We start from the raw sequence: 13,419 nt of genomic DNA on the forward strand, positions 1-13,419 counted from the left end.
CTTGCGACGAAGCAATCCAGAATCCCTCCGCGGAGAGATTCTGGATTGCTTCGCTGCGCTCGCAGTGACGTGGAGAGAGTATGCGCGCCACACGCCGCTCTCGTGCCCCGGACGCAGCGCATCACGCAGTGGTGCGCTGCAGAGCCGGGGCCCATCCATCCGCATCGTGCCGTGCCGCCCTGGGTCCCGGCTCTGCGCAGCAGCGTTCCACGCTGCAGCGTGTCCGGGACACGAGTGCCTCACTCACTGACCGCGCCTGATCCCCTCGTCACCGTCGGCCACGTCCGGCGCCATAGCGGCCCAGGCACTCGACGCGAATTGCCGTCGCCATGTCACCACCACCACCGCGGCCGTGGTCACGAACAGCACCCAGGGGCTGACGAACCAGCCGAGATAGCCGAGCGCGAAGAAGAAGGCGCGCTGGCCGCGGTTGAAATGGCGGCCGGCGGATTCGAACAGGCGCGAGGTGCGGATGACATGGGCTTCCGCCTCGGGCGTGTCGCGCCGCTCGGCCGGCGGCATGCCGCCGAACAGGATCGCGACATAGTTGAACAGGCGATAAGCCCAGGCGAACTTGAAGAAGGCGTAGACGCAGATCAGCACGAGGCCGACGCATTTGAGCTCCCACATCGCCGGCGATGTGCTGAGGTCGATCGGCAGCTTGCTCAGGATGGTGATGGCGTCGTTGGTGGCGTGCAGCAACGCCAGCGCGCCGCCGAGCGCGATCAGGCTGGTGGAGGCGAAGAACGCCGTGCCGTTCTGCAGCGAGGCCATGATCTGCATGTCCACCATGCGCGTCTCGCGGTCGAGCAACCGGCGCACCCAGACCTCGCGATAACGATTCATGCGCGCCGACAGGCTGTCGCGGCCGTAGGCCGAGTGCTCCAGGGTCAGGGCATAGACCAGCCATTCGACGATGAAGAAGCCGATCGCGGTGACGTCGACCCAATGCCTGCTCATCTGTCTCTCCTCGGAAGCCGCCACGATTGCCACGCATGGCAGCATGCGGCAACGATTGATTGGCGGCAGGCGATGGCGTTAAAAGCGGCTTGCTTCAAAGCGTCTCGGGAAGGACTGTGACATGGCTGCGCTGAAACTCGCGATCGGCAACAAGAACTACTCGTCATGGTCGATGCGGCCCTGGCTCGCGCTTCGTGCCAACAACATCCCGTTCGTGGAGACGCTGATCCCGCTCTACACCGACAATCCCGCCGACAAGGAGCAGATCCTGTCCTTCAGCCGCGCCGGCAAGGTGCCGGTGCTGGTCGACGGCGATGTCACGGTGTGGGATTCGCTCGCCATCATCGAGTACATCGCCGAGCGCTATCCGGAAAAGAAGCTGTGGCCCGACGACGTCGCCGCGCGCGCGCATGCCCGATCGGTGTGCGCCGAGATGCATTCCGGCTTCGTGGCGCTGCGCAGCGAATGCGGCATGAACCTGCATCGGCCGATCCGTCCCGTGGCGCTCTCGGCGGACGCCATGGCCAACGTCGCGCGTATCGAGGAGATCTGGCGCGAGTGCCGCACCCGCTATGGGGCGAAGGGGCCGTTCCTGTTCGGCCGCTTCGGCGCGGCAGACGCCATGTACGCGCCGGTCGTGCACCGCCTGCGCACCTACGCGATCGACGTCGCGCCGGACACCAAGGCCTACATGGAGACGATGATGGCGCTGCCAGCGTTCCAGGAATGGACCCGCGATGGACTGGCCGAAACCCTCGTCATCGCCAAGTTCGAGGACGCCTGATTGCTGGGCTCGACGGCGCCGCTGGCGACGTGTCGGCCGGCGGTGCTCACGCTGCGGAACCTGAGGGACCGGGGGATCCGCCGGGGGCTGCGACCTGCCTGCGACAGCTGTATGGGAATGCGCCACGCCGACGGTATCATCGGCCCGCCGGTTCCGGGCCTATCATTTTGAAAGGACTACAAAATTTACGCGTTTGCCATGCGGGCATGGCGCTGGCCAAAACGGCGGGGCGCGTGCTATACAACGGCCCGGGTTTCCGGCCGGCCATCGCAGAGGGACACTGGGCGAGGCAGGCGTTGTTTGAGTGATGGAGAGGGTGTTGAAGCACAAATTCCCGATTGGAACGCGCGTATTGTTCACGGCCAGCAACGTTGCGCGCCCCGCCGCCAGCGGCTCGTATGAGGTCATCCGTCTGCTGCCGACCGAAGGCGACGATTGCCAGTACCGGATCAAGAGCTCGACCGAAGCTTTCGAGCGCGTTGCCAAGGAAAGTCAGCTCGCGCTCTCCTGAAGCCGGCTCGTGCTTCTCAAAGGCTGACGGTGCCAGCGCATTGGTGCCATCAGGGAATTGTGTCCTGCCGCCGTCAAAAGGCCCGCTTCGCCTTCACAAGGTGACGCGGGGGCAGTTGCCGACTCGCGGTGCTCGCTTGACCATTCGCTCTCTGCTCGCGTGAGGGGACGTCGCGCATGAACTGGGCATGGGCCACTTCGCTCGACCAAATCTGGCGCTCGCCGGCTTTCCCGATGTGGATGACGCTGGCCGCTGCCGGATTCTTCGGGCTGATCCTGCTGATCACGCTGCTGCGCGCCGAGAGATCGGTCGCCAACGGCGCGCTCACGGTGATTACGCTGCTGTCCATCGCGATCGCCGGCGCCGCCACCGTGCGTGTCTATGGACCGCTGCTGCAGGAGGCGCCGACCGAAGCGCGCGCGCAAGGACCGGTCATCGCAAGCCTGCCGGCGCTGTCCTGTCTCGATGATCTCGCCGGTGATGCTGTCGCCATCGGCTGCGAGAAGGCGCTGTTCGGTTCGCCCGATGCTGCGGCCGCAGCCGTATCCTACACCGCCGTCCGGATCGACCGGTTGACGGCGCTCGGTGATGCCGCGACGGCGGAGAAGAGCCTGACGGCGGACATGAAGGCGCTGCGCAAGGCGCTGGAGCATGACCGCTACGGTCTCGTGGCGCAGGTGCTGGTGGCGCGCGATGGCTGCACCCAGTTCGACTGCGCCGCGTTCCGCTCGCTGACCGACCAGCAGCAGGTCGCCGCCAACATGGATTCGCATCTGTACGACCAACTGGTCGCGCGCCATGCGCCGGCCTGGAATGCGCCCGCATCCGCGATGGCTGCGGCACCGGCGGCGCTGCCACCGACCGCGGCGCTTGCGGGGCTCCCGCCCTCGATGCCGACGGGCAAGCCGACCAGTGCGGAGTTCCCGAGCGCCTCGTCGACGCCGCCTTCGACCTGTTCGAACGGCAGGGGTTCGCACGGACGACGGTGCCCGAGATCGCCTGCCGCACCGGCAGCGGCGCGTGCACCGGCTCAGGCCGCGGCGCCTGCGGCAGCACCGGCCGCGAAGAGGCCGCCGGCACCGAAGGCGGCGCGCGCTCCCGCAGCACCGGTTCCGCTGGCGCCTCCGCCGGCGTCGGTGGCCGCTCCCGCGGCTGCGGATAACGAGTAGATCGGCATTCCAAATGCGGTGCTGCCCGGCTAATGCTGGGGCATGCCGCTACATCTGATCAAGCTCGCCGTCGGTTGCGACTCCGTCAAGGAATTGAAGGAGTGGGTGGCCGAGCGGATGCAGACCGCCAAGAAAAAGGGCCTGCCGCAACATCACATCCACATCACCCGCATGGTCCCCAAGCGCGATGCCGAGATCCTGGCGGGCGGGTCGCTCTATTGGGTCATCAAGGGCGAGATCGCCGCGCGCGAAAAGATCATCGGCATCGAGCCGTTCCGCGACAAGGACGGCATCGGGCGCTGCCGCATCGTGATGCAGCCGAAGGTGATCTCGGTGTCGCCCCGGCCGATGCGCCCGTTCCAGGGCTGGCGCTATCTGACCGACGATTCCGTGCCGCCCGATCTCGGCAAGTCCGCCGCCGGCTCGATCGCGGCGATGCCGGAGCCGATGCGGCGCGAATTGCGCGATCTCGGTCTGCTCTGAGCATGATCCGGAAAAGTGCGAAGCGGTTTTCCGAAAAGATCATGCTCAAACAATAAGCTGAAGCGCGATGAGGTTGTCGCGCTTCAGACCGCGATATTGTCGATCAGCCGGGTGCTGCCGAGCTTGGCCGCGACCAGGATCCGCAACGGGCCGTCCTTGCGCGAGGAGACCGGCGCCAGCGTCTCGGCATGACGAAGTTCGTAATAGTCGAGTGCAAAGCCCGCCGCCTTGATCATCTCGGCGCCGCGCCTCATTGCCGGCGCGATGGCTTCGCCGGCACGGATGCGGCCGGCACTGTCCTTCATGGCGCGGTAGAGGATGGTGGCAGTCTGCCGCTCCCCGGGCGACAGGTAGACGTTGCGCGAGGACATCGCGAGCCCGTCGCGCTCGCGCACGGTGCGCGAGCCGATCACCTTGACGCCGAGGTCGAGGTCGCGGGCCATCTGCGTCACCACTCGCAACTGCTGGAAGTCCTTTTCGCCGAAGATCGCAAAGTCGGGCCGGACTTGCGTGAACAGCTTGCCGACGACGGTGGCGACGCCGCCGAAGAAATGCGGGCGGAAGCGGTCCTCGAGGCCGGCGAGCGCCGGGCCCTCCGGCACGATGCGGGTGGCAAAGCCGTCGGGATACATGGCCTTGACCTCCGGATGCCAGACGATGTCGACGTCCTCGGCGGCGAGCTTGGCGATGTCGGCCTTCCAGGTGCGCGGGTAGGCGCCAAAATCCTCGGTCGGGGCGAACTGGGTCGGGTTGACGAAGATTGAGACCACGACGCGGCTGGCGCGCCGCTTGGCGAGGCGGACGAGGGACACATGCCCGTCATGGAGGGCCCCCATGGTCGGGACCAGCGCGATCGTGGCTTTTCGCTTGCGAAGACTGTCGACGGCGCGGCGCAGGGCCGGGACCGTGCGGGCGATCAAGGGACTTGAAGACATCGGGACTCGACAGAGTTGGGGAATCGGCGCGGCGTGATCCGGCGTCCGGGGCGGCTAACCTTAACAAGCGGAGGGCGTGGACGCCATGCATGGCGATGCGGCACAGCATCCCGCGCAGCGTCGCGCACGACATCGCGACATTGTGGGCTGGATCACAGACGAAGATTGGCGCCGCGATTCATGATGAAGATCGGCGCAGTACGATTTGCATTACCTGTCACGCATTTCACTTGACCGCAGGCGCGGCCAACTCGAAGATATTCATCAGGGGTGTTGAGGATCGCCATGCTTGTGCAGGCTAGCCAAAGCCAATCCGGCGCGGCGCATGTGGTCGTGCTCGGCAACGAGAAGGGCGGCTCCGGCAAGTCGACGACCGCCCTGCACATCGCCGTTGCGCTCCTGAAGGCCGGCCAGCGCGTCGCCACCATCGATCTCGACTGCCGCCAGCAGAGCTTCACCCACTACATCAACAACCGTTCCGCCTGGGCCCGCCGCACCAAGCTCGACCTCGAGCTGCCGGTGCATCGCTGCATCAAGCTCGGCGAGACCATGCAGATCGCCGAGAACGAGAACTCCGAGTTCCAGCAGTTCATGGAGGCGGTCTCGGCGGTCGAAAGCAGCTTCGACTTCATCGTCATCGATACGCCCGGCACCGACAGCTATTTGATGCGGCTCGCGCACTCGATGGCCGACACGCTGGTCACGCCGATCAACGACAGCTTCCTCGATTTCGACGTGCTCGGCACCGTCGATCCCGCCAGCTACGCGGTGACGGGCGAGAGCCATTACGCCGAGATGGTGCGCGACGTCCGCCGCAAGCGCCGCCAGCTCGACGGCTCGACCACCGACTGGATCGTGGTGCGCAACCGCCTGTCGATGCTCGGCTCGCGCAACAAGCAGCTGGTCGCCGAAGGGCTGAAGGACCTGTCGCTGCGGCTCGGCTTCCGCTATGTCGACGGCTTCGCCGAACGCGTCGTCTATCGCGAGTTTTTCCCGCGCGGCCTGACCGCCCTCGACGAGATCGACGAGGCCACGCTCGGCATGCGGCCCAATCTCGGCCACCTCACCGCGCGGGAAGAGGTGACGAGCCTGCTCCGCCAGCTCAAGCTGCCGCTCGACGAGCGTGGCCGTCGCCGCGCCGCCAACCGGGCCGAGTGGTTCAACCAGGTCGACAAGCCGCTCGAAGTCCACGACATCCTGGGCGCCTGAGGCGGTATAGCGCTACTTCCGATCGCCTTGAGGGCCGGGTTCCCAGGGGAACGCCGGCGGCCTTCGGCCGTTTTCATCCTACGTTTACCGCGAAATTGAACCCGATCGAGACCGGTTGCGTCGGATGGTGAGATGCACCCTGACGTCGCTACCGGAGAACGGGGTGCCCAGAAAACGTGTGCGGCGCACAACGAAAGGGCTGCCGGTTCACAATATTTGGCCTTCCTGTCACGCGCCTGTGACATATATTAGCGAATAGGCGACCAGGGGACGAAGAGCCCCGGAAGAACACGATTTTCAACAGGGATTCAGGCCGCAAGAGCCTGAGGCTGAGGACGAAAATGAAGCGTGGAATTGCCGTTCTGGTTTCGGTCAGTGCCCTCTGCGGCATCGCCTATTTCACGGCGAGCAAGTGGGCGATCAAGCACGAGACCATTACCTTTTACGACGCCTCGCGCGACAATCGTCCTGTGCCGGTTTACATAGCCGTGCGCCGCGACAAGGAAATGCAGGCCAATGCCGGCATGATCACGCTGCCGGTCGCGGTGATCAATCACGGCAACACCGTCAAGAACACCGAATACGGCTTCCTCGCCAACATCTTCGCGGCCCGCGGCTACATGGTTTTGAGCCCGCAGCATGATTTGCCGACCGATCCTCCGATGGTGACCAAGCCGGGCGAGCTCTATGTCGGCCGCCTGCCGCAGATCCTGCGCGGCGTTGCCAACATCCATCTGGCGATGCAGGAGATGAAGAAGGTTCAGCCCAACGCCGACTACGAGAAGGTGACGATGGTCGGTCATTCCATGGGCGGCGACATCACCATGTATTTCGCCAAGCAGTATCCGGATGAGGTCAAGAAGGTCGTCACGCTCGACAATCTGCGCGTGCCCTTCGTCACCGCCGGCAAGTTCAAGATCCTGTCGTTCCGCTCGCAGGATCCGCAGTTCAAGACCGATGCCGGCGTGATCCCGACCGACGAGGAATGCGAGAAGGCCGGCATTCAGGTCGTGAAGACCGAATTCCAGCATAACGACATGCGCGACACCGGCCCGGATGTCGCCAAGAGCTCGATCCAGAGCATGCTCGACAAATTCCTGAGCGCAACCGACAGCGAGATCGCGCCGGTCGACACGCAATCGTCGCCGCCCAAGATCCTCGAGCCGGGCCCGGTCGCGCTGATGGCGCCCGCCAAGAGCTGACATCCAGCAGGCGACACCTTCGAGCCCGCCTGTCCTGATTTCAAAGCCCCTGCCGGCTTCCGCCAGCGGGGGCTTTGCACATTGACCGGGCTGCCGGCGCTGACCACATTAGCCGCTCACGCAAGGGTCAGAGGATGTCGAGCGAACCCACCAAGACGCGCGGCGCCGATGCCGTGACCGCGCAGGGCGGCGGTACGGTGCCACAGGCGGGAACGTCGACCGCGGACGACATTGCCGCCTTCGTCGCCAAGGCGCGGGCGCTGTCACCGCATGCGCCGGGCGCGAGGGGGCGGCTGATCTTCGCGCTGGATGCGACGATGAGCCGGCAGCCGACCTGGGACATGGCCTGCGCGCTGCAGGCCGACATGTTTCGCGAGACCGCGGCACTCGGCAGCCTCGACATCAGGCTGGTCTATTATCGCGGCTTCAACGAGTGCCGCGCCACGGGGTGGATTTCCGACAGCGCCAAGCTCGCAACGCTGATGAGCAAGATCGATTGCCGCGGCGGCGATACCCAGATCGGCAAGGTGCTGAGCGAGGCGCGGCGCGAAGCCGTCGCATCGGGCGTGCGGGCCGTCGTGTTTGTCGGCGACGCCATGGAGGAGAAGGTCGACGAGCTCTGCGCCAAGGCCGGCGAGCTCGGCATGCTCAAGGTGCCCGTGTTCGTGTTTCAGGAAGGTCATGACGCCGTCGCCGAGCAGGCCTTTCGCGAGATCGCGCGCCTGACCGGCGGTGCCTGGTGCCGGTTCGATCCGGGCGCGGCGGCACAGTTGCGCGAGCTGCTGCGGGCGGCCGCAGCCTATGCCGCCGGCGGCCGCGAGGCGTTGTTGAAACTGGCGAAGAGCGCAAGCGGCGCGGCCAAGCTGATCGGCCAGATGAAGTAGCGCGGGACTTCGCAGCTCGCGCCGGCCTACGCCATGCATTTTGCCGTGAGGGCGCCTATATTCCGGCCATGACCCTGATCGCCGGCGCCGTCGCTGTTATCACGCTTTATCTGCTGCTCCAGATGTTCCGCGCCGCCAATCCGGCGGTACTGGCGCGCGCCATCCGATTCGGCGGCGGTGTGCTGGCGCTGGCGATCGCAGCCTTCACCGGCTTGCGCGGTGAGCTGGTGGTGGCGATCCCGCTGGGATTCTTCGGGGCCGGGCTGCTGGGTTGGACACCGCTGGCAAATGCCGGCTTCGGCAACATCGGCGGGCTGTTCGGCGGCGGTGCTGCGCCTGCGTCGGGGCAGACCTCGCGGGTGCGCTCGCAATATCTGGATATGCGGCTCGACCACGATTCCGGCCAACTCGGCGGGCAGATCGTCGCCGGGCCTCACGCCGGGCGCGATCTCGGCGAGTTCGATCTTCCGGGCCTGTTGGCCATGGTCCCGACGTTCGACGCCGAGAGCGTGGCCTTACTTGAAAGCTATCTGGACCGCCGGTTTCCCGCTTGGCGTCAGAACGCGCAGGGCGATGCGGCAGGGGGGCAGCGCCGCACGGCGGCGAGCAGCAAAATGACGGCGGAGGAGGCCTATCAGATCCTTGGCCTGCAGCCGGGGGCGGGCCGTGACGACATCAGCCGGGCGCACAAGTCCCTGATGAAGAAACTCCATCCCGACCAGGGGGGCTCGAACTATCTCGCTGCCCGGGTAAACGAGGCCAAGGATACTCTGCTTCGCACGCATAACGGCTAACTCCGGCACCACGCTACAAACGCCCGTACCCGCGTGAGCTCCGCTTGCTCTGTCTGTCGTCGCCCCGATGCCCGCCATTGTCGGCGTGGTCGATCTCTTGAGTAAAAATTTAACCGTAAATTGTTGACGAGAGGTTGTCGCGGAACAGACTTCGCATCCCCGCATCGGCGGAACGAAAAAGCCCGCGCCGAAGGCGCGGGCTTTTGATCGGAGCGATGTGACGAGGATCAGTTGCGGACGGTGATGCAGGAGATCTCGGCGCGCTTCAGGGTGCGGCAGACCGCTTCGGCCTGGTCGCGCTCGAGGCCGGCAAAGCGGGCGCGGTAGAGCTTGCGATTGTCCTTGGCGAGGACAGGCTCGGTGAACGGATCGGCCTTGCTGAGCAGGCCGCGGGCCGAGCTGCGCGCGGCGTCGATGCGCTGCTGGGCTTCGTTCTCGCTCTCGAGTGCGCCGACCTGGACGATCCAGCCGCTGTGGCTGACGACCGGCTTGGTGGTGGCGCTCATCTGGATCGGCGCCGGATCGGCAGAGGCAAGCTTCGGCCCAGCCGGGGCGGGCGCGGCGGCCGTTGCGGCCGGCAGCACGCCGAGGATGCCATTGCCGGTGCCGAAGCCGGCCGGCTGGCGCGGCAGCTCGCTGCGGGCAATCTCGGCCTTCGGCGCTTCCGGCTGGCTGACGATCTCGGGCTTGTTGATGAGATCGGCGCGGGCGACGACGGCGCCGGAGGTTTCCGCAACGTCGGAACGGGACGGAATGGCGTTGGTGACGGGCGGGGCGACCTGGACCTGGGCGGGAGCGGCCGAGGCGACCTTCACGGCGCCGGCCTTGACCTGAACCGTCTTGACCCGGACCGGCTTCATCGGCTCGGACGAGCCGGGGATGATGGAGAGCGGCTGGCTCGAGATCACGCCATTGGTGAGCGGCGCGGGCTCGATCTTGGATTCCGTCTGCCGAACCTCGGGCTTGCTGGCTTCCGGCTTGATCGGGGCCGGCGGCACCGCGGCCGTGGCGGCAGCCAGCGTCGACAAGCGGGCTGCGAGACGAGACGGCGCTGGCTCGGGAGCAGGAGCTGCGGCCTGGACCGGTGCCGCAGGACGAGCCGGCGGCGTATCCGAGGCGTCGGCCACATCGGTTGAGGTGTCGGCGCCGTTGCGCTCGGTGACCGCGGCAACGGTGTGCGTGGTCGCGCCCTTATCGAGGTTCTCGGCGAGCAGGTTGCGCATGATCGCATCGCGCGAGCCGCCGCTGCGGCCGCCGAGCACGACGCCGATCAGATGACGGTTGCCGCGGCGCATCGAGCTGACGAGGTTGAAGCCGGAGGCGCGGGTGTAACCGGTCTTGATGCCGTCCACGCCTTCGACGCTGCCGAGCAGGTGATTGTGGTTGCGGATCGACTGGCCGCGCCAGTTGAAGGTCGAGGTCGCGAAATAGCGATAGTAGCGCGGGAAGCGCTCCTGGATGGCGCGGCCGAGGGTGGCCTGGTCGCGCGCGGTCGTGACCTGCTCGTCGTTGGGAAGGCCGTTGGCGTTGCGGTAGACCGTCCTGGACATGCCGAGCGAGCGCGCCTTGCGCGTCATCATCTGGGCGAAGTCGTCCTCGTCGCCGGCGATCGCTTCGGCGATCACGACGGCGGCGTCGTTGGCGGAGCGGGTGACGAGACCCTTGATCGCGTCCTCGACACGGATTGTCTGGCCGGCACGCAGGTTCAGCTTGGTCGGATCCTGATCGGCGGCGTGCTGGGACACCGGCATCTCGGTGTCGAGCTTCATCTTGCCGGATTCGAGGCGCTCGAACAGCAAATAGAGCGTCATGATCTTGGTCAGCGAGGCGGGGTGGCGGATGCCGTCGGGGCTCGTTGCCTGCAGCACCGCGCCGGAATTGCCGTCGACGATGATGGACGCGAATTTCGGGCTGGAGCTGTCGGACACATCGCGCTGCACCCGGTGGTGCGCGTAGTGCCGGCGATGGCGCCGCGCCTCGGCGGCATCGGTGGTGAAGATGACCGCGGTGGTGACCGTAAGAAGCCCGAAAACGCCAACCCGCGCCAAGCGCGAGGAAGACAAGTTTTTACGAAGCATGGAACCCCGTCCCCGTTTCTCAACTGATCACCGGCTCGTGAGGCGAAATTGTGCCCAATCGACCCGGGATCATTACCTGCTCAGGCTGTCTCTCCGCTGGTGTTCTCCGCGGGGGACGTTCGGCCTGAGCCGCTATTCTGGCTAAGGTGATGTTCTCAAACGGCTTTTGACCGTCTGCGGAAGCTGAACACGTCCAGGGAATCAGGGTAGGGGGCCGCGGTTTCCAAAAGCTTAAGGAACCCTTGCGGGAAACCCCGGGAATCTCCGCGATTTGCGTCCTTCGATACCTCTTCTTGTGCGACGCACAAGATTCTTGACTTTTTTGTGCATTGCACTATTTGTGTGGCAGGTCAGGGAGCCGGGGCTTCCCGACGCGAGCCAGGGAAAAGGGATTCCGAAATGTTCAAGGTTGAAGACTTTCAGAACTACGGGAAAGAGCACTTCGAGCAGTACGTCGCCTCCGCGACCTCGGTGCAGCACGGCCTCCAGGCGATCGCCAGCGCCTATGGCGACTATACGAAGAAGTCGTTCGAAGACACCAAGTCCTTCGTCGAGAAGCTTTCCGGCGTGAAGTCGCTGGACAAGGCCATGGAAGCGCAGACCGATTTCGCCCGTTCCGCCTACGAGACCTTCGTTGCGGAATCGCAGAAGATCGCTGGCCTCTACAGCGACCTCGCCAAGCAGGCGTTCAAGCCGGTCGAGACCATCGTGTCGAAGTTCACCCCGGCCGCCCAGTAACGTTTCTTCGCGACATTCTGGAATCGAAAAGCCCGGCTGAACCAGCCGGGCTTTTTGTTTGCACGCGGTCGATCCGTCAGCGCGCCACGCGCAGTTTCGACAGCGAGGTGCCGATGTCCTTGAACACGGCGGCGGTCTGGCCGGCCGATGTGACCAGGTAGAACTTGTCGGTGCTGCTGGCGCAATATTGCAGCACGCTCGAGGTCGGATCGCTGCCGGTGTTCACCTGCACCGTGTAGATCGTGATGTTCTCGGCCTTGGCGTTGTCGCACAGCTTCTTCTGGCGCGCGTCGATCTGCGAGGCGTTGCTGTACCAGCGGTTCTGCGTGTTCAGACCGTCCGAGAGCAGAACGATCGCGTCCTTGTAGGTGTAGTTCGTATCCTTGGCCGGTGCGTTCATGGGATTGCCGGTCGACAACGTCATCCAGCCCCAGGCGAGGCCAATGCCCTGGTTGGTGTTACCGGTCGGCTTCATGGCGTCGATGCGACCCTTGAGCGAGCTCCAATCGTAGCTCAGCGGCATGACCGGCTGCAGATAGGACGAGCTGCCCGAATTGCAGTAGGAATACTGTTCGGCGGGGAAGAGCGTCCCCACATTGCCGCTGGTCGGGGTGGTGTTCTTGGTGTCGTAGTCCTGGTCGCGATCGACCACGCAACCGTTCCAGCCGCTGTGGCTGGCCGGCACCCACTTCCACTTGCTGCAGTTCCAGTCGTTGCCCGCGGTGCAGGTCCAGTTGCCGTTGACGGCATCCCAATCGCTGAAATCCACCCAGTCCTTGTTGTAGTTGCTGGCGCCGACGTTGACGTCCTTGGCGAACGGAACGATCGAGATGTAGACGTCGCCATCGGCCTTCGCGAGCGCGCTGAGCTGGTCGACCAGGTTCTTCGCGGCCGTCTGCATCGCGGGCATCTTGCCGTCCTGGGCCATGGAGCCGGTGTTGTCGAGCACCAGGGCCACGCGCATGCGGACATTGCCCCAGGCGCTGGTGGAGGAGGCGCCGATGCCGAGCGTCGGGAAGCCCGCGATCTTCATGAAGCTGGTCGTGTAGGTGCCGGTGCCGGTGAGCTGGATCGTCGAGCCCATGCTGGTGCTCGCCGTGTAGGTGGCGGCGACGCTGACCGACGGCAGGGTGGCGGTACCGGTAAACAGCCCGTTGAAATAGGCTTGCGCCTTCGTGCTGATCTGCGACGGGGTGATGGTGCCGGCCGACAGATCCTTGGAGAGCATCAGGGCGGCGGAATCGAGGGCGGCCTGCATGGACGTTCTGGCCTGGACGGCGCGACTATAGTCCACCGCGGCGCCGATGAAGCTCAGCACCGGGACCAGTGCGATGGCGAAGATCACGGCGATATTGCCTTGCTCGGCTGCCGCGAAGCGGGCGAGCCGTCGACCGATCAGGCTGACAAGCGGCGAGCGAAACATGGCGATCCCTCGAAATCCGTAGATTTGCCTGATTTCGCGCCATGCCATTGAATGCTTGGTAAATTGCACCGTAGAAGTCCGGGGTATCCGGGGAGAAATATCGCAATCGCGTAAAATGACCGAGTTCCTGGTCAACATGCTCTAAACGGGAGCGGCATAAATTTTGTCAAATCGGTCCGGATTGATTAACCTTGCCGAGATCGCCCGGACTGGGAATCGGGACCGCCCTGCGGCCGCATCGGCCGGACT

Annotated in this window: 13 protein-coding genes; 9 read left to right on the forward strand and 4 right to left on the reverse strand. The window is 65.2% G+C overall.

The window, feature by feature from the left end:
* Positions 1 to 243 precede the first annotated feature (243 nt).
* Positions 244 to 960, reverse strand: a complete 717-nt coding sequence (locus Q0743_RS17600) for a DUF599 domain-containing protein (protein ID WP_298242781.1) — start codon at positions 958 to 960, stop codon at positions 244 to 246.
* A 121-nt stretch (positions 961 to 1,081) separates the two neighbouring features.
* On the opposite strand from Q0743_RS17600, the gene Q0743_RS17605 reads away from it, so the two are divergent.
* The 4 genes from Q0743_RS17605 (at position 1,082) to Q0743_RS17620 (ending at position 3,907) form a co-directional block, all read left to right on the forward strand.
* Positions 1,082 to 1,744, forward strand: coding sequence for a glutathione S-transferase family protein (locus Q0743_RS17605; RefSeq protein ID WP_298242782.1), 663 nt, complete (start codon positions 1,082 to 1,084; stop codon positions 1,742 to 1,744).
* 307 nt (positions 1,745 to 2,051) lie between these two features.
* Positions 2,052 to 2,255 carry a hypothetical protein gene (locus Q0743_RS17610; RefSeq protein WP_148773938.1) on the forward strand — a complete coding sequence of 68 codons (204 nt, stop codon included), beginning with the start codon at positions 2,052 to 2,054 and terminating at the stop codon, positions 2,253 to 2,255.
* Between the two features lie 952 nt (positions 2,256 to 3,207).
* A complete protein-coding gene (locus tag Q0743_RS34285) occupies positions 3,208 to 3,417 on the forward strand; it encodes a hypothetical protein (protein WP_367184925.1) in 210 nt (69 codons plus the stop codon).
* 49 nt (positions 3,418 to 3,466) lie between these two features.
* Positions 3,467 to 3,907 (forward strand): DUF1489 domain-containing protein, encoded by a 441-nt coding sequence (locus Q0743_RS17620; RefSeq protein WP_194468052.1) that lies wholly within the window; start codon positions 3,467 to 3,469, stop codon positions 3,905 to 3,907.
* Positions 3,908 to 3,990: 83 nt separating this feature from the next.
* Here the strand turns inward: Q0743_RS17620 and panC are convergent, their stop codons facing one another.
* Positions 3,991 to 4,842 carry a pantoate--beta-alanine ligase gene (panC, locus tag Q0743_RS17625; RefSeq protein WP_298242784.1) on the reverse strand — a complete coding sequence of 284 codons (852 nt, stop codon included), beginning with the start codon at positions 4,840 to 4,842 and terminating at the stop codon, positions 3,991 to 3,993.
* Between the two features lie 285 nt (positions 4,843 to 5,127).
* On the opposite strand from panC, the gene Q0743_RS17630 reads away from it, so the two are divergent.
* The 4 genes from Q0743_RS17630 to Q0743_RS17645 all read left to right on the forward strand — a co-directional run bounded on the left by Q0743_RS17630 (position 5,128) and on the right by Q0743_RS17645 (position 8,931).
* Entirely contained in the window at positions 5,128 to 6,051 is a 924-nt protein-coding gene (locus Q0743_RS17630) for a division plane positioning ATPase MipZ (RefSeq protein WP_298242785.1), read from the forward strand.
* A gap of 341 nt (positions 6,052 to 6,392) precedes the next feature.
* Entirely contained in the window at positions 6,393 to 7,253 is an 861-nt protein-coding gene (locus Q0743_RS17635; protein WP_298242786.1) for an alpha/beta fold hydrolase, read from the forward strand.
* A 134-nt stretch (positions 7,254 to 7,387) separates the two neighbouring features.
* A complete protein-coding gene (locus Q0743_RS17640) occupies positions 7,388 to 8,137 on the forward strand; it encodes a VWA domain-containing protein (protein WP_298242787.1) in 750 nt (249 codons plus the stop codon).
* 68 nt (positions 8,138 to 8,205) lie between these two features.
* On the forward strand, positions 8,206 to 8,931 hold the full coding sequence (locus Q0743_RS17645) for a DnaJ domain-containing protein (protein WP_298242788.1): 726 nt from the start codon (positions 8,206 to 8,208) through the stop codon (positions 8,929 to 8,931).
* Between the two features lie 227 nt (positions 8,932 to 9,158).
* Here Q0743_RS17645 and Q0743_RS17650 read toward each other — a convergent pair whose 3' ends face one another.
* Positions 9,159 to 11,009: a D-alanyl-D-alanine carboxypeptidase gene (locus Q0743_RS17650; protein WP_298242789.1), complete on the reverse strand. Its 1,851-nt coding sequence runs from the start codon at positions 11,007 to 11,009 to the stop codon at positions 9,159 to 9,161.
* Between the two features lie 399 nt (positions 11,010 to 11,408).
* Here Q0743_RS17650 and Q0743_RS17655 point away from each other — a divergent pair, with 399 nt between their 5' ends.
* The gene (locus Q0743_RS17655; RefSeq protein WP_097658894.1) at positions 11,409 to 11,747 is read left to right on the forward strand and encodes a phasin family protein; all 339 of its coding nucleotides are present in this window, start codon (positions 11,409 to 11,411) and stop codon (positions 11,745 to 11,747) included.
* A gap of 76 nt (positions 11,748 to 11,823) precedes the next feature.
* Here Q0743_RS17655 and Q0743_RS17660 read toward each other — a convergent pair whose 3' ends face one another.
* Positions 11,824 to 13,170, reverse strand: coding sequence for a pilus assembly protein (locus Q0743_RS17660; protein WP_298242790.1), 1,347 nt, complete (start codon positions 13,168 to 13,170; stop codon positions 11,824 to 11,826).
* Positions 13,171 to 13,419 lie beyond the last annotated feature (249 nt).

This window comes from uncultured Bradyrhizobium sp. (assembly GCF_936943645.1).
GTDB lineage: Bacteria > Pseudomonadota > Alphaproteobacteria > Rhizobiales > Xanthobacteraceae > Bradyrhizobium.

What these genes read in the sequence shown, in the direction of transcription:
- Q0743_RS17600 (WP_298242781.1), bottom strand. Translation starts at nt 960, where the DNA reads ATGAGCAGGCATTGGGTCGACGTCACCGCGATCGGCTTCTTCATCGTC.
- Q0743_RS17605 (WP_298242782.1), top strand. Translation starts at nt 1,082, where the DNA reads ATGGCTGCGCTGAAACTCGCGATCGGCAACAAGAACTACTCGTCATGG.
- Q0743_RS17610 (WP_148773938.1), top strand. Translation starts at nt 2,052, where the DNA reads ATGGAGAGGGTGTTGAAGCACAAATTCCCGATTGGAACGCGCGTATTG.
- Q0743_RS17620 (WP_194468052.1), top strand. Translation starts at nt 3,467, where the DNA reads ATGCCGCTACATCTGATCAAGCTCGCCGTCGGTTGCGACTCCGTCAAG.
- panC (WP_298242784.1), bottom strand. Translation starts at nt 4,842, where the DNA reads ATGTCTTCAAGTCCCTTGATCGCCCGCACGGTCCCGGCCCTGCGCCGC.
- Q0743_RS17630 (WP_298242785.1), top strand. Translation starts at nt 5,128, where the DNA reads ATGCTTGTGCAGGCTAGCCAAAGCCAATCCGGCGCGGCGCATGTGGTC.
- Q0743_RS17635 (WP_298242786.1), top strand. Translation starts at nt 6,393, where the DNA reads ATGAAGCGTGGAATTGCCGTTCTGGTTTCGGTCAGTGCCCTCTGCGGC.
- Q0743_RS17640 (WP_298242787.1), top strand. Translation starts at nt 7,388, where the DNA reads ATGTCGAGCGAACCCACCAAGACGCGCGGCGCCGATGCCGTGACCGCG.
- Q0743_RS17645 (WP_298242788.1), top strand. Translation starts at nt 8,206, where the DNA reads ATGACCCTGATCGCCGGCGCCGTCGCTGTTATCACGCTTTATCTGCTG.
- Q0743_RS17650 (WP_298242789.1), bottom strand. Translation starts at nt 11,009, where the DNA reads ATGCTTCGTAAAAACTTGTCTTCCTCGCGCTTGGCGCGGGTTGGCGTT.
- Q0743_RS17655 (WP_097658894.1), top strand. Translation starts at nt 11,409, where the DNA reads ATGTTCAAGGTTGAAGACTTTCAGAACTACGGGAAAGAGCACTTCGAG.
- Q0743_RS17660 (WP_298242790.1), bottom strand. Translation starts at nt 13,170, where the DNA reads ATGTTTCGCTCGCCGCTTGTCAGCCTGATCGGTCGACGGCTCGCCCGC.